Annotated in this window: 16 protein-coding genes and 1 pseudogene; 3 read left to right on the forward strand and 14 right to left on the reverse strand. The window is 43.8% G+C overall.

Translation table 11 applies throughout. From position 1 onward, the window contains the following. Nucleotides 1–177: 177 nt before the first annotated feature. Nucleotides 178–1,528, reverse strand: a pseudogene (locus GC098_RS19710) (erythromycin esterase family protein). A gap of 422 nt (nucleotides 1,529–1,950) precedes the next feature. On the opposite strand from GC098_RS19710, the gene GC098_RS19715 reads away from it, so the two are divergent. Beyond that, nucleotides 1,951–2,529 carry a sensor domain-containing protein gene (locus GC098_RS19715; protein WP_171644964.1) on the forward strand — a complete coding sequence of 193 codons (579 nt, stop codon included), beginning with the start codon at nucleotides 1,951–1,953 and terminating at the stop codon, nucleotides 2,527–2,529. Nucleotides 2,530–2,650: 121 nt separating this feature from the next. Continuing rightward, complete coding sequence (locus GC098_RS19720) at nucleotides 2,651–4,447, forward strand: helix-turn-helix transcriptional regulator (protein WP_171644965.1); 1,797 nt, start codon at nucleotides 2,651–2,653, stop codon at nucleotides 4,445–4,447. Between the two features lie 484 nt (nucleotides 4,448–4,931). Here the strand turns inward: GC098_RS19720 and GC098_RS19725 are convergent, their stop codons facing one another. From GC098_RS19725 to GC098_RS19785, 13 genes are all read right to left on the reverse strand, one after another. Further along, entirely contained in the window at nucleotides 4,932–6,353 is a 1,422-nt protein-coding gene (locus GC098_RS19725; protein ID WP_171644966.1) for a sugar ABC transporter substrate-binding protein, read from the reverse strand. A gap of 290 nt (nucleotides 6,354–6,643) precedes the next feature. After that, complete coding sequence (locus GC098_RS19730; protein WP_171644967.1) at nucleotides 6,644–7,822, reverse strand: MFS transporter; 1,179 nt, start codon at nucleotides 7,820–7,822, stop codon at nucleotides 6,644–6,646. A 9-nt stretch (nucleotides 7,823–7,831) separates the two neighbouring features. Then, complete coding sequence (locus GC098_RS19735) at nucleotides 7,832–10,930, reverse strand: alpha-mannosidase (RefSeq protein WP_171644968.1); 3,099 nt, start codon at nucleotides 10,928–10,930, stop codon at nucleotides 7,832–7,834. A gap of 150 nt (nucleotides 10,931–11,080) precedes the next feature. Next, entirely contained in the window at nucleotides 11,081–11,749 is a 669-nt protein-coding gene (locus tag GC098_RS19740; RefSeq protein ID WP_171644969.1) for a hypothetical protein, read from the reverse strand. A gap of 44 nt (nucleotides 11,750–11,793) precedes the next feature. Then, nucleotides 11,794–12,138: an IolE/MocC family protein gene (locus GC098_RS19745; protein ID WP_171644970.1), complete on the reverse strand. Its 345-nt coding sequence runs from the start codon at nucleotides 12,136–12,138 to the stop codon at nucleotides 11,794–11,796. A gap of 18 nt (nucleotides 12,139–12,156) precedes the next feature. After that, on the reverse strand, nucleotides 12,157–12,645 hold the full coding sequence (locus GC098_RS19750; protein WP_171644971.1) for an apurinic/apyrimidinic endonuclease family protein: 489 nt from the start codon (nucleotides 12,643–12,645) through the stop codon (nucleotides 12,157–12,159). Beyond that, nucleotides 12,645–13,478 carry an HAD family hydrolase gene (locus GC098_RS19755; RefSeq protein WP_171644972.1) on the reverse strand — a complete coding sequence of 278 codons (834 nt, stop codon included), beginning with the start codon at nucleotides 13,476–13,478 and terminating at the stop codon, nucleotides 12,645–12,647. The genes GC098_RS19750 and GC098_RS19755 overlap by 1 nt, the downstream gene beginning before the upstream one ends. Continuing rightward, nucleotides 13,468–14,610, reverse strand: coding sequence for an ABC transporter ATP-binding protein (locus GC098_RS19760; RefSeq protein ID WP_171644973.1), 1,143 nt, complete (start codon nucleotides 14,608–14,610; stop codon nucleotides 13,468–13,470). Before GC098_RS19760 ends, GC098_RS19755 begins: the two co-directional genes overlap by 11 nt. 37 nt (nucleotides 14,611–14,647) lie before the next feature. Continuing rightward, nucleotides 14,648–15,550 carry a carbohydrate ABC transporter permease gene (locus GC098_RS19765; protein WP_171644974.1) on the reverse strand — a complete coding sequence of 301 codons (903 nt, stop codon included), beginning with the start codon at nucleotides 15,548–15,550 and terminating at the stop codon, nucleotides 14,648–14,650. Between the two features lies 1 nt (nucleotide 15,551). Next, entirely contained in the window at nucleotides 15,552–16,541 is a 990-nt protein-coding gene (locus tag GC098_RS19770) for a carbohydrate ABC transporter permease (protein WP_216625342.1), read from the reverse strand. Between the two features lie 16 nt (nucleotides 16,542–16,557). Beyond that, nucleotides 16,558–18,015, reverse strand: coding sequence for a sugar ABC transporter substrate-binding protein (locus GC098_RS19775; RefSeq protein WP_171644976.1), 1,458 nt, complete (start codon nucleotides 18,013–18,015; stop codon nucleotides 16,558–16,560). A 78-nt stretch (nucleotides 18,016–18,093) separates the two neighbouring features. Beyond that, nucleotides 18,094–18,804: a GntR family transcriptional regulator gene (locus GC098_RS19780; protein ID WP_171644977.1), complete on the reverse strand. Its 711-nt coding sequence runs from the start codon at nucleotides 18,802–18,804 to the stop codon at nucleotides 18,094–18,096. 803 nt (nucleotides 18,805–19,607) lie between these two features. After that, entirely contained in the window at nucleotides 19,608–20,195 is a 588-nt protein-coding gene (locus tag GC098_RS19785) for a carbohydrate ABC transporter permease (protein WP_171645024.1), read from the reverse strand. Nucleotides 20,196–20,334: 139 nt separating this feature from the next. Here GC098_RS19785 and GC098_RS19790 point away from each other — a divergent pair, with 139 nt between their 5' ends. Next, entirely contained in the window at nucleotides 20,335–21,228 is an 894-nt protein-coding gene (locus GC098_RS19790) for a sensor histidine kinase (protein ID WP_171644978.1), read from the forward strand. The last annotated feature ends 99 nt before the right edge of the window (nucleotides 21,229–21,327 follow it).

Genomic DNA, 21,327 nt, shown 5'->3' on the forward strand with positions numbered 1-21,327 from the left:
AGTTAATGTTCCTGGTGGTGACAAGAACTTGATGTCATAAATGACAAGAACTTTATCCTCAGGTCGGCGCTTGTTGCAAACCCATTATGAAAAGCCGACCAGTGGCCGGCTATTTTATGGTTTTATTTTATTCTCCGTGCCATGATTAAAGTTAAGGGATCGTCTTTTTATTTCATATTACTTGATATGCGAAGGGGTCGTTTTTTGAATATGAACCATAATGTCGAATTGCTCTTGAAGGGAAACTTCATAATATTGCGGTTCGTTAGGAATGATCACTGCAATGCCATCCAAGAATGGCTGCTTTTCTTTTACCCATTGCTGCGCAGCTCCATTCAATTTGCGAAGATCTAACAGGAACTGATCGTAATGAACTTGTCCAAACATATGATTGGAGCTGTTCTCGTTCTTCTGAATGGTATCCGCTGCAATCTTATTTTCACTGAATGCTGTAAATTTGCCTTCCGTGGTGGTGGAGCCAATTGCTACATATTGATTGCCTACACGTTCTTTCAGAAACTCCCCGGCGACTTTAGGATACATCTTCTCAGTGATAACACCTTTAGCTATGTGAATATTGTGCCCCCAAACCATCGTTTTACCGCCAAATTTTTCTTGAGCCCAAACAGCATGCTCGGCTAGATACTGATCATGCAGCTTCACCATGCTCGGATAGTCAGCCGGAATCACCATCTTCGTAAAATTCTCTATCACCTTAGTCGTTCCTTTCACCCAAGCTAGCTCGTGTGAATCAGTCTCATTATTCGACTTTAGTTTTGTCTTCAAGTAGTTTGACTACTTTTTGCGCATTAGCCATATGCTTTTCTTTCACTTCAGTAGTCAGCTTCATATATTCCTGTAGATTACCTGCCACCGATGACAACTCTTTGTAGCTTTGCTCGACTTCCGGCAGCAAATCAGGATGATGCTCCTTTACATAGTTGATCACTTTATCGAAGACACTTTGATCCAGCATTTTTAAGTCGAGTCCGACGAATTGAATTTTCTTTTTATTTACAGGATCAGAGTTGTATTCCCGCATCCATTCTACCATAGCGACGATCTCATCAGTTGGGTACAACAGCTTCAAAAACTCCCTAGGGTCGCCTTTTCCCGTTTGGATATACTCGTTCAGCTTTAAACCGTTGCCCCAATCCTCTTCAATCCCAAAATTGGTAAAGCCCAGCTCAGTGACCAAATACTTCACGAGGCGATGCTTCATCATAAAAATCTCCGAGCTTCCGTGAGTAGCCTCTCCTAAACCAACATAATTTGCATTCCCTATCATATCATTTAGCGGTTTTAAATCATCCAATGGTTGTTTCGGATCTAACGTCTTCAGTTGCTTCGCCTGCGATTCAAGTGATTTTGCAATACTATTTTGAGATATTTGAGCTGTCTCAACTGGTTGGGTTGTTCTTATTTGATCCGACTTTTCAGCGGGTCTCGTACTGCAACCTGCAGTTAGAATCGCAGCACTTAGCATTACGGCAACTCCACCGTAAATCATTTCCCTTCTTTTGTTCATGGTATTCACCTCATGGATTTTTTGAAGTACGACTCTTTCTGCATACAAGCATATTGGGTCGTCTTCAGTAGTCCAATTGTCACTCACTCACTATCATTTAAGCTAGTTACAAATCTTCACTATTTCATGTGACATGCAATGCTCACTAACGTATCGATCAGCGCCAACATGTCACAAAGAAAATGATGACATGTTGTCACTGGTGGAGATGACAGCTGTGCGGTTAGTATGGAGCAGTAGGCAACTGCACCATACTATTTTTTTAAAGAGAAGCTGATTCACCTATAGAAAACCGTAGTCAAATCGCATTAACAACTTCAGAACAGTGTTTCCGTCTATGGCGTTTACTTTTTTTGCTGCGGTTGACGGAAGAAGCCAAACCATACAATACCGCTATTACACGGAGAGGAGCGATGAACCTTATGAAATCAGGTTTCATCCAGAATGGTTATTTTTTAATGTTAACTTTCGTTACAGGCTTGTTTTACTTTTGCTTTTATATGGTAGCTCTATCGTTCAGTTTAAGTCTTTCATTTACGGTAATCGGCATTCCACTAGTTACACGTGTATTGCGAACTACGACAACCTTCATCCAATTCGAACGCACGCAGACGAAAATTTATACAGATATTACGACGGCACCTTATGACAAAAAAATAATAACGGATGCATCGGTCTGGGTTCATGCCAAATTAGAACTTACGGATCGTCGCAACTGGTTGGCCGTCTTTTGGTTAATGCAGAAGTTGGGTATCGGACTCGTCAGTCTCGTCAGCGTAGCCGCTCTCTATTTAGCACCGCTTGCATTCATGTTGGCACCACTTTTGTATCGATACATCGATATGAATGTCATGTTCATGCAAGTAGATACTTTTGCGGAATCACTCCTTACCATGGCTCTGGGAGCGGTGCTTGCCGCAATAAGCGTCAAGCTGAGTGACCGGTTGGCGAAAACATTCGGAGGTTATACGCGCACCATGATTCAGCAGCTAGACCGATAGCTGTTTTGTTACCGACCTTTATGCAGATGACGCAGCGTAAACAGCCAATTATGCACCGCACAAAGGTTTGGTTTATAATACTATAGGAAACAAACAGAAAGCTGCTTAGGGGTTGAAAGAATTGTTGGAAATGGTCAAACAGTGGTTTTGGTATGATTGGATTATGCTTGGGCTCCGCCTTATTATTAGCGTTTCGCTCATCCTCACGACGATCAGATTTCAGGAAGGTCTATCGCTGCCTTTTTGGATCGTTATTTTTTGGGAGATTGCCGCTTTCTCCATTCCTTGGGTTTGTTTGCTGCTCAACTACAAATATTATTTATTCACAGAAATACTGGTCTTTGGCGGGCTATGCGTACATTTAACCTCGTTGTTTCCGGAAGCTTTCCCTTCATTTCTTGGATCAGTCTTTCTGATCGCAGCAAATAGCGCTCGTCTGTCTTATCATTGGACGGCACCGGCAACGGTCTTGGTAATACCCGGAATTTTTTATATTGTTTCGCCAGATAACAGCTATTGGCTCATGGTAATTTACTACGGACTTGCTTATGTGATGGGATTCGCTTTTCATTTATTGATCGTCAATCATCGGCAAAATGAAACGATCCGCAATCAAAATGCGGTGCTTGAGCAATATATGTCCCAAATCGAGCGTATTACGCTGGCAGAAGAACGAAACAGGCTGTCGAGAGAGCTTCACGATACTGTCGGTCATGCTTATACTTCTATCATCATGGGAATGGAAGCGTTTCGCCCCGAGCTTGCTACTGAAACGGGTATACAGAGGCTGGATTCCTTGCTTGAGTTGGGCCGTAAAAGTATAGAGGAAGTGAGGGGCTACTTGCATCAAATGGAGTCTCCACAGCAGTCGCTTTCCTTGGTCCAATCTCTGCAAAATCTTGGAGATGAATTTCAGGAGCATGCCCGGACCAAGGTAAGCTTTCGCGCGTTCGGAGAGGAGCACCGACTGTCCCGACAAGCGAAAATGGCGTTCATTCGCTGCTTGCAAGAGTCACTTACGAATGCGGTTCGTCACGGTCAGGCGACGGAAATCACCGTTTCTTTGCAATTTGGGCAGCAAGATACAAGATTGGAGGTGCATGACAACGGAAGAGGGATGGAAGAATGGCAGGAGGGCTTCGGCATGAACGCGATGAAGGAGCGGGCCATGAATTTGCAAGGTCAAGTGTCCGTTTATACGAAGCCAGGGGACGGGACGCTTGTTACCTGTTCATTGCCGCGACAAGCGGAAATGGAGGACGACCTTATTCAGCTGTTGATCGTCGACGACCAACCTTTTATTCGGGAAAGTCTGCGGGTGCTGCTCGACAAGTACCAGGACTTGAACGTTGTCGGATCGGCAGAGGATGGCGAACAAGCCGTCGACCTGTGCGGACGACTCCAGCCTCACGTAGTGCTAATGGATTTGGATATGCCACGCATGAATGGAGCCGAGGCAACCAAAATGATCAAGCAGCAATGGCCGCATATCCGCGTATTGATTTTCACGACGTTTCAGGATGCGAAGCAAGCGTTGGACTTACTGCGCAGTGGTGCGGACGGCTTCCTGCTAAAATCATCCGAACCATTAGAGCTGGCCGATACGATCCGGCTTATTCACAGAGGAGGCACATTAATCGATCGGGGGATGTCCCATAAAATATTCGAGAAGCTCGATAAGAGCGTCCAATCAACGCAATTGAAAATCGCCAACGACTATGACCTGACTCACAGGGAAATAGAAATATTGCAGCTTGTTGCCAAAGGGCTCCGGTACAAGACGATAGCGTCCAAGCTATATTTGTCGGATGGCACGGTCAGAAACTACGCCTCCTCAGCCTATATTAAGCTAGGAGTACGCAACAACAAGGAAGAAGCCATCCAGAAAGCGTTGGAAATCGGGATCATCGTTAGCTAGAATTCGAACGACAGCTATGCTCGGCTACGAATTTTACGCGGCTTCAAATTCAATCACTTTCCTCCATTGAAGGAAGGACAAAACTGAAAGAACAGGCAACTGATTCTGAGAGAGCCAAACAAACGCGGCAAACCACCTAGGCCGAGCGCATCATAAAATTTACTTCACAGAATAAGGGTTCTGTGAAGTAAATTTATGCAAAGTTGGTATTTTGAAGTAATTGACTAATTTTCATCCTTACCACATGTGGGTATAGCCTCATTTCAAACTCTAATTGCTTATTTTTCGAGGGACTTTCTTGTCGCTATTATGTTTTGTAGGGATATTCATGTCGTTAGACTGCCTCTGCGATCCACCTCATTTTACAATACAAAACACCGGATGCAATCAGCATCGCTGTATCACACCCGGTGTTTATTACCTAAACTGTAATGTTTCGAATAGTCTCAGCATTACATATTCATGGATACACAACGCTCTCGCATTATTTCTCAATGATTTCGCCTAAATCGATCTTCATCTGTTTGCCCATCCAATCAACGGCCTGATCAGGTGTCATTGTGCCGCTCACAGCGCTCTGTGTAGCATCTTTTATAATTTTCTCGAACTTCGGCTCATTCGGATCGTTTGGCATAAATCTCGAATATTGGGTCAAGTAACCGACATAGTTCAGCCATGCGTCCTTTTTAACCGTTTCGTATTGCTGGCCTTCCTTCGTAAACGGTAAATGGGCGGTTGACACAGCATGTTCTGCTTGCAGCTTAGGCGCGGTGACTTCAACCAAAAGCCGTTTCACCAGATCGGGATATTTCGTAGCCTTAGACACGACATAAACCCACGGATTCGAGATCGTCACCGGCTTCTGACCTTTCGTTACTGGAGGCATCACCATCGCACCGATATTGTTCATCACATACTCGGTTGTCACGTTGCCTGTCACTTTGTGCATTCCGCGTGTAAGATATTTGGGCTCATCCCATATGCCTGCTTGCACGAACAACGCTTCGTCATTGATCAAGGATTTGAGATAATCATCTTTGCTGTCTGCAAAAAATGTTTTGGAAAGGAAGCCTTGCGAAACGCCATTCTTCAAATACTCGAACGTTGTCTTCAAGTGTGCTTTGTCCAGCACATATTTGCCCTGAGTTGCGTCATATACCTCAGTTCCGTAATTTAAGAAAATAATAGGTAAATCTTTGCCTCCGCCAGTCATAAACAATCCGGAAGTGGCGAGCTTGCTGTCCACTGCTTTTTTCGCCAGAGCGGTCATATCCGCCAGTGTAAATTCTCCGCTTTCCGCTTTCTTCGGAAGATCTGCAACTTGTTGATCCGTCCAGCCCATTTTCTTCAGCACGTTTTTGTTGAAAAAGATCGGACGAGCCTCGGTGTCCTGAATGGTGCCCCAGACTTTCTTATTCCACGTAACGGCATCCCAATAGCCAGCCATCTGGTTCTGAAATGCTGGGTCCTTCTCGATTCCGCTCAACGGCAATATATAGTCGCCTTTGGCCATCCATCCAATATTGGAATATCCTGTTGCGTAAATATCGTTAGCATTGCCGGATTTGGATGCAAAGATAAACATCTGTTGGAATTCCTCACCGCTCGTCTCTTTAACAATCGCATCAACCTGCACGCGCTGCTTGGAATTTTCTTTCTCCAGTTTCTGGTTCAAAGTTTTAGCCGCTTCAATAAAGTTGTTGGCTCTTGTTGGTTCCGAACCCCCCGGAGTCATCACTTTAATGTTAACTGTTTCGATAGCGCTATTTCCCGGTGCATCTGCTGCAGTTTTCGTGTCTGTCGACGCTTTCGCGGTTTCCGCCTTATTCGCACTTTCTGTTTTTGCACAGCCTGACAGCACTACAGTCAATGTCAACATAGCCAATAAAAGATTTTTTTTCTTCATAGTAATCAATCTCCTCATCCTTATTTTGAAATAAAATTAATCCTGTCGCTTTCGTGTCAAAGTGCAACTGTCATCGGTCCACCTTTCTTTTGATTTCATTGTAAACAAGCAATGTTTGAGCTAGATCAGTTACATATTAATATCCAGAAAATATTGATGTTAACTTCGTCAAATTGACTGAATCAACCTCAAAGTTGTATAGATTAATTGTCATGAATCATCCAATCAGAAACTGTTAGTAAAAAAATCAATGAGGCCCATGCGCAATTGCATGGGCCTCGACAACCATTTTAATGAAACATTTTTCGGGTCAAAATCAAGGGCAATAACCCCGCTGCAGTCAATACGGCTAGAGTTATATTCAGCAGGGACGTATTGACCGGGAAGTAACGGAACAGCAGAACAAGACAAAATGCGCAAAAGATTCGGCCTAAACTGATCGCGATCTCTCTTGCAATGACAAGCTCTATTCGATATTTGCCATTCTCGTCAAATTCGGCAATCGTATCGATCAGCAGCGTGCTGAATGGCACTTGGAACATCGGATTGCAGATTCCGCCGACGATCGCGTAAATCAGCAAAGTTTCCGTATTGATTCCAGGTATGAATGCCAGCAGCGCAGCGCTAAAACCGATTCCGCCGATCATCATGTAATACCGCTTTCGCTCCTGTCTACCGAATCGTCCAATCACAAAAAACGATACCGTCGACAGTGCCGTCATCAGCAGCGAATAATTACCGATGATGCTCTCGTTCTGGGTGGCGATAAATAACGAAACCCAAACGAAGGGAGCCAATATATCATCGCGAAAATGCAGCGTGGTAAAGCTGCGGCTTAAATTCCGCCATTTGGGCGACTTGTGGATCTCCCGTATTTTGCCCCAGTACATCGGACTCTTCTTCGAGCTGGAAGGAAGAAACGCCGCACAAATGATCGACAAAACAAACAGCGCAAGCGCGAAGCCGAAAATGTACCGATAGCCTAGGTTACCAGGAAAAGCAACGATAATCCAACCTGCTGCGAAAGGTGAGATCATCTGGGTGATCGAGGTAAAGGTTCCGCTCAGCCCATTAAACCAATCCCGATTTTCCGGCTTCGTTAAATCGATGCTCAGCACGTTTACCGATAGCCAGTAAAAACCTTGACTAGCACCATAAATTAATCCAGCTAGAGGAATCCAACCTGACATCGTGTCGCCAAAAATGAGCATAATGGAATAAAACAGCAGCAGCAAGCCGTTTCCTACTAGGAGGCCAATCTTCCGATTTGTTTTCTTGCTAAGCCAACCTGCGGCTACACAGCACGGCAGCATGCTAAGGAAAGAGAAGAAATGAAATGTAAACACCTGATAAAACTCATTCGATACTTTAAATAAATAAATGTTGATAAATATGCTGGATATACTGCTCGCACTCGCGTTTAACGTAGTGATGAGCATCAGTAATCTGGTTGCAGGGGAAATGTTCATGCTGACCCCTTAAATCAATTCTAATGTTTTTATTTCGAATGGTAATATTTCAAGATTAATTTCTCCATCTACAACAGGAATTTCGCCAATTCGATTTTCCATTAAATCTGTTTCATACACTTTCGTATATGGCACATTCATTTTGATGGTATTACGCATATTCTTAAATTCATGCAAACGAAGAATTGCTGAATTTCCTGCCATTGATTTTTTAAATGTTTCGCCAATGACATTATCGCCAATAATTGTAAGCATACGTTCATTTCCATGGCTAGCTTGTTTCCCATCCGTATAGGCAACATGAAGCGGTTGATTTAGTTTCCATGCCTCACTAACCGTGTCAGCATCTTTCCAGTCATTTTCATGTGGCAAAATGGAGTAAGTGAATCTATGGAATTCACGATCCGCTACAGGATTCGGGAAAATCCCTGATTTTATAAGTGTAAGACTCATGACTCCGTGGTGTATGGAATACCCATACTTGCAGTCGTTTAGCAAGGAAACACCGTAACCACTCTCAGAAATATCGGCCCATTTGTGCGCACAAACCTCAAACCTAGCTACATCCCAAGAGGTATTAAAATGAGTAGGACGCTTGGTATTGCCGAATTGTATATCATACGTGGCTTCATAAGCGTTAATCTCAACAGGAAAATCTACTCGTAAAAGACATTGATTTTCTTTCCAGTCAACGGTGGTTTCAAAATCGATTCTAGGTGAATGCGCATAGAACATAACATATTGTTTAATAAGCGAGTCGCTAAAGAGCTTTTCAATGTATAAAACAGAGCGTATAGGACCTTTTTCCACCCACTCCATCTTCACAACCTCATCGCAAAGCCATGATTTTTCTTTATAATAAATATCAATATTCCAATTGTCATTCTTGAAAGGTTTGTCTTCGTACACTTTAAGAACATTACCCATTGTACCTTCCGACTGTACCTCACGGTTTGCTACGCGATCGAAAAGCGAGTCAATAAAGCCATTTTCGTTAAATTTGATAGTAGCGTAAGGTGTTGAAATTTCGAAACCGTTAAATGTAAACGGATTTGCGTTAGCCGCCACTTTGTCTGATAATGCTAAATTTTTCAAACCTTTACCTGGAATGGATTTTACAAGCGCTGCAGTTTTGCCATCATACGTATCCTGCAATTGGATAAGCTCGCCATCTTGATACTGAAGTGATGCAAAATCGTTGTTTTTTTCCAAGATAACAAGATCATCTCTGTCAAAAGAGAGTGTATTAAATACAACAAGTCCCTTATCAGAAGCTGTATTTGCTGCAATGATTGTTTTCGCTTTATCAATCATTTCATTCGCTTTCATTTCGATTTCTTGATACTCAAGCCGTGTAACATCGTATACTTCTTTAATTGAACAACCAGGTATCACATCATGGAATTGATTGAGAAGCATGGTTTCCCATAACTCGTCAAGCAACGTCTGCGGGTATTCCATGCCATATTTCTCGGCCCATAACGCTAAAAATTCTAAATCCTGCAGTTTAACTTCCAATTCCCGATTCGAGCGCTTGTTTCTTGCCATTGACGTATAGGTGCCTCTATGGAATTCAAGGTATAATTCACCTACCCATTTAGGAAGCCTGCTATTCTCGGCAACTCTGTCATAGAGTTCGTCAAAGTATTTAGTTGTTGTGTCAAAACGTACTTTCGGAACTCCTGGAAGTCCTTTTTCAAGTCGTATCCCGGTTTCTATCATTTCTCTCGTAGCGCCGCCGCCACCGTCTCCGTGTCCGAAGCTTACGAGAACGTCATTGTTCAGGCCTTTTTGCTGATACCTATCCCAGGCTCCCATGACCGCACGTGGTTCCAGATAACCATTATACGTAGTCATGTTAGCGCCCTTTGGATTACGTACATCTCTTGTTGTGATTAAATGCGTAAATATTTCAGAGCCATCAATACCTTTCCACCAGAACGTATCATAAGGTAATTGATTAAATTCATTCCAAGCAATTTTAGTGGTCATAAAGTATTTAATGCCCGACTTTTTCATAATTTGTGGCATAGCAGCCGAATATCCGAATACATCTGGCAACCAGAGCGTATAGTTTTCAATCCCAAATTCATCTTTGAAAAACTTCTTCCCGTAGAGGATCTGTCTGACCATGGATTCTCCGGAAATCAAATTGCAGTCGGCCTCTAGCCACATGCTGCCCTCTGCTTCCCAGCGTCCCTCGGCAACTCTTTCTTTTACTTTCGCGTACATGTCTGGATACCACTGCTTCAAAAATTTGTATAACTGAGGCTGACTAGACATGAATTTAAAGTCCGGGTATTCTTCCATTAATTTGAGTTCTGTTGCGAAGCTTCTACCTGTTTTTTGACGCGTTTGCTCTACTGTCCACTTCCATGCTACATCGATATGGGTATGACCTACACACGTGGCAATCACAGCATCATTTCCAGCCATTTCCGTGTAGACAACACGGTTTATATATTCGGAAGCGCTTCTGATAGAGTCATAAAATTTGTCTGAATATGGTTTTCTTAGATCAATCAGATTGATTGTATCCGTTATAGCCAGTTCAAGATCCACGCGAGGCTTCTCATCTGGGTTTAATTCTTCAATCACCTGACTAAGAACGAATATATCATAGTATAGAGCAAGTATTTCTTTTTCTACGACACCCAATTCGATATAAAGATGCATCTTGTCCGTGGATACGCGGCTCGTATATGCCTGAAGGTCGATCGTAAATGAACTTTTGTTTTTATCAAGCATGATCTCTCTGTGATTCATATCGAGTCCCTGCACAGGCTGATTATCTAAAAAGAGAAGAAACTGAGGATTGCTTTGATCCCATCCCGAATTGCTAGTCTTAAAATAGAGAGCTAGATCTTTGTCCTGAACTTCTTTCGGTACATTCACCTCTGCCCTAAACCAACAGTTCGTGTCAAATCCACCCCACATATCTATTTGGGGATCAAAAGATACCCAAGGAGAAGATGCTTGGTTAGCTTCCTCAGGTGTTAAGTAGAAACCTTCCTTCATTGTTATGTTTTCAGGAGAAAGCCTTTTTGAAACCGATAAATGTAGTAACTCTTTGCATATCATTCTTGTTCTTTCTACTACAAAATGCATAATATAATCGCTCCATTCTGTTATGAATTCTCCATTTACAATGCAAAACACCGGATAAAATCAGCTTTGCTGCATCTCATCCGGTGTATACTAACTAGACTATAATGTTCCGATTAGTTTCAGCATTATATATACTTGGTGGTACTCAACTTACTTCAGGCCATCCAGAAAAACTCTTGCAATAACGGCCGTAGTCATGTCTTCACGTTCCGGCTTGACCATTTCAATCCGCATGTCATACTTGTCCGCAAGAGAAACGATGGCTGGAAAAGCAACAATCTTCTCTCCGCGAATCGTGCCGTTTACGGCAATTTCCACGCCGAGCGGATCATGAACCCGTTCATTCTTGTCCTTGATTGACGCTCCCATATATTGCGCATATTCACCTGTCATACCGCAAATTGGACATTCGTCCACATACGGATGCAGGTGCTCTGGGCGGTCGACTTCATAATGAATGCTGGCCGCATACTGGAAATAACCGTTCTCGTCTGAAGAATCGGGCTGAAACTTCTTCAACGGCTCGTAATAAAAGCGAAGGTGAAGACAGTGTTCGTGACTTCGGCTATCGTCCTCAAGACGTACCGGCTGCAGACCTCTTCTTCTAGCATAACCGTCGCATCCTTCGTTAGAATGATAATACCCAAAATCGTTAGACATATAGGTGCAAGCTTCCAACTCCTCCAAAACGAGCTTTCTCGCAGACCCGTAGGATTTCACCAACGATGTGCTGACGTAGAACCACAGGTTCGGATAACGAGGAGCAAATTCGCCAAATTGCGTTGCTGGTGGCATAGTCAAATAATTCTGTTCGTTCATTTAATATCTTCTCCTCTGCATGGTAAATGATTTTATTTGCTCCCTCAAGCTTTCAGGATGCGATGAACTCTGTCTAGTCCGGAAATAATTTCGCTAGTATGAAGTGCATAATAATGTTCGAGGACTTCCGTGATCACCAATCCGTTAAATCCTTTGAACGGAGCTAGAAGCCTTTCATATTCGATGGCTCCCCACCCGATAGGCAAATGAAGATCGCCTCTGCCCAAGGCCGTCCAGTTGTGGGTACCCATCGCGTTATACACAGGACGGTTCGTAATCCTTAATTCCTCGTAATTGCCGAAATTGTCATTCACATGTAAATGTACAACCAAATCTTTGAAACTTTCAATCGCCTGCAGCTGATCATAACCGTAATACGCTGACGCCAAGAAATCATGACCTAGATCTTATGTCATCTTGATTTGCTGATGATCAAGCCTCCTGACCAAATCGGCTACTTTACTGCTGCGTTCAATCTCGATGTTCTCAATCGCAAGCACGACTTGATCCGTTCGATTCGCCGCCTTCAACAGCAACTGCTCGAGCAACTGCTCTTCCTGGGGGAACGATTCCTTCTCGTAATGAACAACCAGGATGCGGCTGCCGATCATGCTGCAAAACTCTTGCACGGAACTGAACAACCGGTTAACTGCATCAGCGGCTCTTATGTTGCGCAAATCAAGTGATCTTGGCTGATGCACACTGTATTCGAAAGGGAATTGCCGCAAGATTCCGACAGCCATTTCTGTCCGGGCCGGATGAAGCGCTCCGTTGAATATCAGTTGCAATTGCTCAATCGAGAGTTCTACCGCTTCGACTCCGGCTGTTTGCGCAAATTTCAGCGTTTCTTCCAACTGTTCTAACCGGCATCCCAACGACAATCCTTTTTTCACCATTATTTTACCTCCAGCGAATCCAGCATATCCATCACTTCCACGAGCGCATCCTCGTCATTGTTTCTTTCTGTCACCCGGCTGGCTGCTGATTTAAGTTCCGGGTGTCCGTTTTTCATGGCGATGCCATGGTACGACGTAATCATCTCCAGATCGTTCAGTCCATCTCCGATCGTCGTTATGGTTTCACGCTTTACGTCAGCAATCTCCATGAGCCTCAGGCATGCCGACCCCTTATTTATGCCTGGCGGAAGCACTTCCAGCAAGCCGGGTTCGGAAACAACCGAATTCAATCTGGAGGGACCGATATCCGCGAACACCTTGATGCAATACTCTTGGAATTGATTTACACGCTCAACGTCTCCGAGTAGCATAATCTTATTAATCCGTTTCCATTCGCTGTATATTTCAGTATAGGGCTTCTGTTGAATAATGACCTTGTCTTTCAACTGGAACCGCTCGACCTCATCGCTCCACTCCGGCACATAGATTTGCTCATTGACAAATACAAGCAGATCCAATCCGTACTGCGCTTTAGTCGTACTGTACAGATTCAGGACGAGTTCGGTATACGGTTGCGGCAAAAAATATTCTTCCAGATATGCCCCGCGAACGGGATCGTAAATCTTGGCTCCGTTGAAAAGAATGACCGGCTCCACAATATTCAACTGTTCAATGAAAGGCTTAGTTGATATCAACGTCCGTCCGGTCGCGAATGTAAATCTTCCTCCTTGACTCCGGAATTGCTCGGCACGTCTAATAGTCTCTTCACCGACCTGCTGCTGGGAATTAAGTAAGGTTCCATCTAAATCTGTAATTATCCATTTACCTGACAACTGAAATCAATCCTTCCTTCAGTTCACGCGAATCCTCGGCATTAAGCATCAAGTTCCGCTCGGTATCGGCATCGAACAGATAGCGGAAATGAGTCAACCGGAGCCGAATCTCATCGCCTTCTTTCACTTGTTCGGACAAGTCCGCGTAAATCTTGATATGTTGGGCTCCCGCCGCAAGGTGAAGTAATTTTTCCCGACCCGTGAATTCAATCATCAATACTTTGGCTTTAAAAGAGTTCGATTCATCCTCCGGCTTCACAATGTGGACCTGATGGGGGCGGAAACCAATCATCAGCCGCTGTTCCGGCATTGCATCCTGTACGCCGGCAAGACTCGGCGGAAGCGTCAGCACATCTCCGGTATCCGGCAGTCGGACGCTCAATCCGGGACGTTCCCATCGGCAATCCAGCCTGTTCATGGACGGCATTCCGAGAAACTGGGCGACAAACCAGTTAACCGGGTTTTCATACAGTTCATCAGGTGTCCCGTACTGCTGCAATCGTCCGTTGTTCATCACCGCAATGCGGTCGGACATGGACATCGCTTCTTCTTGATCATGGGTAACCATCACTGTCGTAATGCCGAGCTTCTTTTGAATGCGCCGGATTTCTTCACGCAAGCTCATTCGGAGCCGGGCATCCAGACTGGACAACGGTTCATCTAGCAGTAACAGCTTAGGCTGTTTCGCCAAGGCCCGTGCCAAGGCCACGCGCTGTTGCTGTCCACCCGATAGCTGGCTCGGCTTCCGCTTCAGATAACCAGCCATTTGTACAATTTCCGCCGCTTCTATTGCCCGCTCTTCCGCTTGTTTCTTCGGCATTTTGCGGTTTCTCAAGGGAAACGTAATATTTTCAAGCACGTTCATGTTCGGATAAAGCGCCGGATTCTGGAATACCATACCGATATTCCGGTCCTTTGGGGAGACATAATTCATCAGTTCATCATCAAAATAAATCCCGCCTTTGGATACTTCATGAATGCCTGCAATCATCAGCATGGTTGTGGATTTCCCGCATCCGCTCGGACCCAGCAGCGTTACCAGTTCCCCGTCCGCCACATCCAGATTCAAATCGGATACTGTGGGATCGCCTGACTCATAATATTTGAACAGCTGTGCAATGCGGACTTGCAATATCAACACCTCCGTTTTATTCGTCGCGGCATTCAGGCTACATCTTCATATTGGAAAGTGCTTTCTGCGAGAAAAAATACAGGATCACGCAAGGCAGCATATAGAACGTAGCCAGTGCCATTACCAAACCGTAGCTGGCAGAAGACGTCTCATTGAACAACGACTTGATAATAATCGACAGCGTATTAATTTTGTCGTCAAATATAAACACCGAAACCATCACATACTCTCCCCATCCGCTCAAGAAAGCGAAAAGCGAAATGGCTGCCACACCTGGCCAGATTTTGGGCAAGAAGACGGTATAGAATATCTTGAACTTTCCGCATCCGTCCGTTTGCGCCGCCCAAGTCAGTTCCTTGGGAACTTCGTCAAAAAAACCTTTGATGATCCAGGTGGACATCGGGATACCGCCCAATATTTTCAGAGCCATGATGCCCGTCAAGGTGTTCAGCAGTCCCGTTGTATTCAGAATATAAAACGCCGCAATCAACCCCGTGATCGCTGGGAAGGCGTGAGTAAGAATCGTAGATTGCAGCAAAATGGATCTTCCTGGAAACTTGGTTTGTGAAATTGCATAACCGGCCATAAGTGAAAATGCGACCTCGAACACAGCCGTTCCGACCGCGATAAACAAAGTATTCAGAAATACTACCCAAACATTTGGATAAACATAACCGTTAATATTCAACTCGGACCATAGAAAACTCCAATGACTCAGTGTAAATTTGGTTGGTATCAGACCCGAATCGCTGAACGACACCAGCACCATCCAGACATAAATCGCAAGCAGCGGCAGCGATCCGGCCGTCATGACGGCAATCGCCAATCCGTTCGGAAGTGCCTGAAGCCATCTGCGCCGACGGTTGAGCAAGCTGTCATGCTGATTCTTCTGATCACCACCAACAGCGCCTGTGCCTTGCAAGGGAATAGGATTCTTCAAATTATTCCTTCCTTTCCGGCTCCTGGGGTGACGATTGAACCGATTTCATCATTTTCTTGAAACCAAATACCCGGTATGAAATGAACATGGCCACCACAACAATCGGTAGAATGAACAGCGATATAGCCGATCCGTATCCAAAATTGAGTGTGTAGAATGCCGTATGAAAAGCATACAGCGCCCAGGTTTCCGAACGGTGCATCGGACCGCCATCGGTCAAAAGAAGAATGGATTCATAGCTGGTAAACATGGAAAGGCCCTGCCAAATAAGAAGAAACGTCAATGGCCATTTCAGAAACGGGAGCATCAACTTGCGCAGGATGACCCATTCCGATGCGCCATCCACTTTTGCCACATAAAAATACGACTTCTCGATTGACTGTATGGCCGAAGAAAATACGATCATCGACAATGAAGAACCCATAATACCGGAAACCGCAATGTTAATCATCAGCGGATAGCGATCCAGCCAGTTGACCGGCTCCCAGCCATACAACGCATGCATGATCTGATTGAGGATTCCGTAAGAACCCGAACTGAAAATCCATGTCCACAAGAGCGCCTCGACGACGCCAGGAGAAACACGCGGCAGCAGCCAGATCATTCGGAACAATGCGCCTATGCGCTTCGAGCGGATATAGTAAGTAGTGGAGAGGGCTATGGTCAGCCCCCACACCATCTTGATCAGCATCGTTACACAAACGAACAGCACCGTGTTCCATATAATTAGGCCAATCGCCGGGTCAATCAAAGCTCTTTTAAAATTATCCAGTCCGTTGAAATTCCATTGCAGCGCGGAGTCCATCGACGTGAATGAGATCAGGATGACGATGACAGCTGTAATGACGAACAGGACATATTGATTCAGCATAAATGGCAACAGCATGATGCCGGGTGCAAGTTGTTCTCGAATTTTGCTCCATAATGGACGTTTCAGTGCCGCTGGATCTTTATGCAGTTCAGCATTCATCATTGGGACAGATACCTCCATTCACAACGTTCTCGCATTATTTCTCAATCACTTCGCCTAAATCGATCTTCATCTGTTTGCCCATCCAATCCACGGCCTGATCGGGTGTCATACTGCCACTTACAACGTTCTGTGTAGCATCTTTTATAATTTTCTCGAACTTCGGCTCATTCGGATCATTCGGCATAAATTTCGAATATTGGGTCAAGTAGCCGACAAGGTTCAGCCATGGGTTATTTTTGACCGTTTCGTACTGCTGGCCTTCCTTCGTAAACGGTATATGGGAGCTTTGAACGGCATGTTCAGCTTGCAGCTTAGGCGCGCTGACTTCAATCAGAAGTCGCTTCGCTAGATCGGGATATTTAGTTCCCTTGGAAACTACATAAACCCACGGATTAGATACCGTCACCGGCTTCTGACCTTTCGCTACTGGAGGCATCACCATGACACCGATATTGTTCATCACATATTCAGAAGTAACGTTGCCTGTGACTTTGTGCATGCCGCGTGTCCGCCATTTCGCCTCATCCCATACGCCTGCTTGCAGGAACAATCCTTCATCATTGATTATAGTTTTGAGGTAATCATCTTTGTTTGCAGTAACAAATCCGTTGGGAATGATGCCTTGCGACACAGCATTTTTCAAATACTCGAACGTTGTCTTCAAGTGTGCTTTGTCCAGTACATATTTGCCCTGACTTGCGTCGTATACTTCAGTTCCGTTATCAAAGAAGATTACCGGCAAATCTGTGCCGCCACTAGTCATCATCAATCCGGAATTGACGACCTTACTGTCCACTGCTTTTTTGGCCAGATCGGTCATATCCGCCAGTGTAAATTCTCCATTTTCTGCTTTCTTCGGGAGGTCTGCAATTTGCTGATCCGTCCAGCCCAATTTCTTCAGCACGTTTTTGTTAAAAAAGATCGGACGAGCTTCGGTGTCCTGAATGACGCCCCAAACTTGCTTATTCCAAGTAACGGCATTCCAATAGCCAGCCATCTGGTTCTGAAATACCGGTTCTTTCTCGATTCCGGTCAGTGGCAACAAATAATCGCCTTTGGCCATCCAGCCGATATTGGCATTTCCCGTTGCGTAAATATCGCTGGCATTGCCTGACTTGGATGCAAATATAAACTGCTGTTGGAATTCCTCACCGTTCGCCTGTTTAACAATCGCTTCAACCTGCACGCGCTGCTTGGAATTTTCTTTCTCCAGTTTTTCATTCAGACTTTTCGCCGCTTCAACAAAGTTATTTGCTCTTGCAGGAGCTGACGCATCGGGAGTCATCACTTTAATGTTTATTGTTTCGATATTTCCATTTCCCGCATCTACGACATTCTTCTTGACTCCGCCCTTATCCATGTCAGACGCCGCGTTCGCGTTTTCCGTATTACCGACTTTCGAAGCCGCCGTATTCGCACTTTCAGTTTTTGCACAGCCTGACAGCACTACCGTCAATGCCATCATAGCCATCATAATTTTTTGTTTTTTCATGGGAATCGATCACCTCATTATTTTTATGAAAAGAAATGAACCCGTTGGCTTCAATTAGCTTCTTTGAGCTAATTGAACTTATTTGACTCGATGGATGAAAAAACGGATCGCATCATTTCTCATGACATCGTAAGAAATGAAGATGGGCGTCGCCTTGGCGTCATAGTGCAACTGCTTGAATTTTAGCAGCGGAGTATTGGCATCCTTAAGTCTGTAAGGCAATTGCTCCTCCTGCCTGACGGCAAGCACTTCGGTAATTGCCTCGGTGATATCGATGCGATACTTCGTCTTCAGACAATTCAACAGTGAACCTTTCTCATACTTCACCGGAAAATCTTCTCCAACTATGCTCTGCGGCAATATGTTCTGGCTATAAATAAACGGTTCCCCGTCCGCTGTACGGATCCGTTCGACAATAAACACAGGGTCATTCGCCTGAATTTTCAACATATCTGCTTCTTCCCTGCTCGGTATCCGCTTGTAAAAAAAGACTTCCATTTCCCCCTCGATCAGTCCCGACTGCCGAATCAGCTCCGTTACGCTGGTAAGCCGGTTCAACGAACTTTCCATCTGCGGCAAAGACTGCCTGACATAATGCCCAGACCCCTTGATGCTGTAAACTTTCCCGCTTTGCGTCAGATGCTTCAGCGCTTTGCGGACGGTTTCCCGACTGACCTGATAGGTGTCTGACAAATCTTTCTCACAAGGGAGCTTTGTGTTGTCCGAGTACCCGTTCTCTGAAATTTGTCTAGATATCATTACGCTGATTTCCAAGAATTTGTTTTTCATTTAGATCCTCATATCTCCCCCCTTGATAGACCGGCATCGGCCTACCGTTGTCTTGATTTCATTGTAAACAAGCAGTGTTAACCCTTGATCAATTACATGTTAATTTTCAGTAGATACTACCGCCATTTCCGTCAATTTGTCTGGATCACTTTAAAAGTTGTCTAGATTAGGTATGATGAGAGAGACAACTTCCAATCAGAAATTTCCTGTTAATTAATAAAAAGAAAGATGACTGGAATCCGTTGATCCCGGTCATCTTCCTAATGGATGCATCCAAACCACAAGCATAGTCAATCAATACTTACATTATTAAAAACTTTTTCTATTGCAATAAAAGTGCTGGACTGGTGCAACAAACGATATGGATTAATGGCGGGTTTTAAAGAAGCAACTGGAACATTCCCTCTTCTATAAGCTTCTTCCAGCTTCTTTTCAGAATAACCAGCCAGTTTAAAACTTTATTTCTATCAGACACCGATCAGTTTAATAATCAATTTGTTCTGTTTTTTCATTTTCAATTCATATTGCATACTTTATTTTGATTTTCTTGTCGTCCGTATATTTTGTAGGGATATTTCAACCAATTTTGTCTAAAAATGAGGTTCTGCAAACAGAAAAAGGAACTACCTATGCCATGAAAGCGGCAAACGGATAGTTCCCTTTTTTGCGTTTGTTGAAAGTCGCATTTTCCCAATGTGCAAATGTTTTTTCTGTCAATTTCATGGTTTCCAGCTGTAAATTGAGTTGTTCTTAGTCCACGGTACGTGAAGCAGCTTCCGCTGCTTCTTAAATATGTATCTCTCTTATTCTTTAACTGAACCAAGCATAATACCATGAATGAAATATTTCTGTAGAAATGGATATAAAATGAGAATGGGCAGCATCGAAATGAAAATTTTTGCAGCATTCATCGTTTTAGCTGAGACATTTTGCAATTTCACCAGCTGCTCTACGGTCAGTTTACTTGGGTCAATCTTGACGATCAGCTGTTGAATATAGGTCTGTAACGGGTAATGCTCGACCTTATTCATATAAATTAATCCGTCAAAAAAAGCATTCCAATGACCGACAATACTAAACAATGTGATAACCGCTACCGTAGAAACAGCTATAGGCAAGAAGATTCTAATCATCATATACCAAGGTCCGGCGCCGTCCATCATCGCTGCTTCTTCCATTTCCTTCGGTATATTGCGGAAATAATTCATAAGCAGCATGACGTTGAAGATCGGGACAGCCGAAGGCAGGACCAGCGCCCAAATGCTATCCATCAGCCCTAAGTTTTTCACTGTAAAATACATCGGAATCATCGAGGGCGAAAAAAGCATATTAAAAAGCAAAAAATACATAACGACATTCCTGAGCGGAAGCTGCTTGGTGGTTCTCGACATCGGGAATGCAAGAAGCAGCGTCACTAAAAAATTCAATGAACTCCCGAGAATAACCCTCAAGATACTCAATGGCACATTATTTCTTACACTTCCAAAAAACAAATTTTACATAAGATAAATTACATTTTCACCTTTACTCATGATTGGCGCTAGTATAGTTGCCATATTGCTCATCCTAACCCCCCTAATTAACAATATAACCAAACCAATTTTAAAACTCACACGTGCAATGAAACAAGTGTCCGCAGGAAACTTGAATATGAATATAACGATTCAAAGTAAAGATGAGCTTGAGGTACTAGGTCTTGGCTTTAACAGAATGCTTGAAGATTTACGGGGGCATATTCAGGAATCCTTGGAGAATGAGAAGATCAAACAGCAGCTTGAAATCGATCTATTGCTTTCACAAATTAATCCGCACTTTATCTATAACACGCTAAATACGGTCATTTACTTAGCAAGAAAACAGCGACACCAAGATATTACGGAGATGATGACAGCGTTTATTCATATTTTGCAAGATGCTGTACGAATCGGGAATAACGAAGTGTTCTCATCCGTCGAGAAAGAAGTCGGTATTATTCAAGATTATACAAAAATACAAAAGTATCGATATCGTGATCAATTTGAATTGTACTTGTACATCTCTGATAACGTATCTACCATTGATATGCCAAAAAATATCCTACAGCCTATTATTGAGAATGCCTTATTCCACGGTATACTCCCTAAAGAAACGAAGGGTATGATTACCTTATCTATCCACCTCGAGAATGATCGACTAGTAGTAAATATAAGCGATGACGGTGTAGGAATGACAACGGAAGCTATAGAGTCTATGGATAGTAATGGCAATGCTGCCTATTCCTCCGAAGGACGCATAAGAAATATTGGGTTAACCAATGTAAAGAAACGCTTAGAATTACTGTTCGGAAGTGAATATTTTCTGGCTATTGATAGTATCCCACAAGAAGGTACTTCGTTAACTATCCATATCCCAACTAAAAATAGGTCTGGTACCATGCTAATTTAACAAAAAAAAGTCATGGTACAAATTGATTACTGCAGTACTATTCATAACCGCAGTAAATGTGTATGTATAATAGTTCCTTCCACTCCACATTATAAGAGT

The organism is Paenibacillus phytorum (assembly GCF_013141715.1).
In the GTDB taxonomy this organism is placed as follows: Bacteria; Bacillota; Bacilli; order Paenibacillales; family NBRC-103111; genus Paenibacillus_E; species Paenibacillus_E phytorum.

Excerpts from the sequence above, each read along its gene's own strand:
- GC098_RS19730 (WP_171644967.1), bottom strand. The coding sequence starts at position 7,822 with ATGAACATTTCCCCTGCAACCAGATTACTGATGCTCATCACTACGTTA.
- GC098_RS19790 (WP_171644978.1), top strand. The coding sequence starts at position 20,335 with ATGATTGGCGCTAGTATAGTTGCCATATTGCTCATCCTAACCCCCCTA.
- GC098_RS19715 (WP_171644964.1), top strand. The coding sequence starts at position 1,951 with ATGAAATCAGGTTTCATCCAGAATGGTTATTTTTTAATGTTAACTTTC.
- GC098_RS19780 (WP_171644977.1), bottom strand. The coding sequence starts at position 18,804 with ATGAAAAACAAATTCTTGGAAATCAGCGTAATGATATCTAGACAAATT.
- GC098_RS19785 (WP_171645024.1), bottom strand. The coding sequence starts at position 20,195 with ATGTCGAGAACCACCAAGCAGCTTCCGCTCAGGAATGTCGTTATGTAT.
- GC098_RS19770 (WP_216625342.1), bottom strand. The coding sequence starts at position 16,541 with ATGGAGGTATCTGTCCCAATGATGAATGCTGAACTGCATAAAGATCCA.
- GC098_RS19735 (WP_171644968.1), bottom strand. The coding sequence starts at position 10,930 with ATGCATTTTGTAGTAGAAAGAACAAGAATGATATGCAAAGAGTTACTA.
- GC098_RS19725 (WP_171644966.1), bottom strand. The coding sequence starts at position 6,353 with ATGAAGAAAAAAAATCTTTTATTGGCTATGTTGACATTGACTGTAGTG.
- GC098_RS19740 (WP_171644969.1), bottom strand. The coding sequence starts at position 11,749 with ATGAACGAACAGAATTATTTGACTATGCCACCAGCAACGCAATTTGGC.
- GC098_RS19750 (WP_171644971.1), bottom strand. The coding sequence starts at position 12,645 with ATGGTGAAAAAAGGATTGTCGTTGGGATGCCGGTTAGAACAGTTGGAA.
- GC098_RS19775 (WP_171644976.1), bottom strand. The coding sequence starts at position 18,015 with ATGAAAAAACAAAAAATTATGATGGCTATGATGGCATTGACGGTAGTG.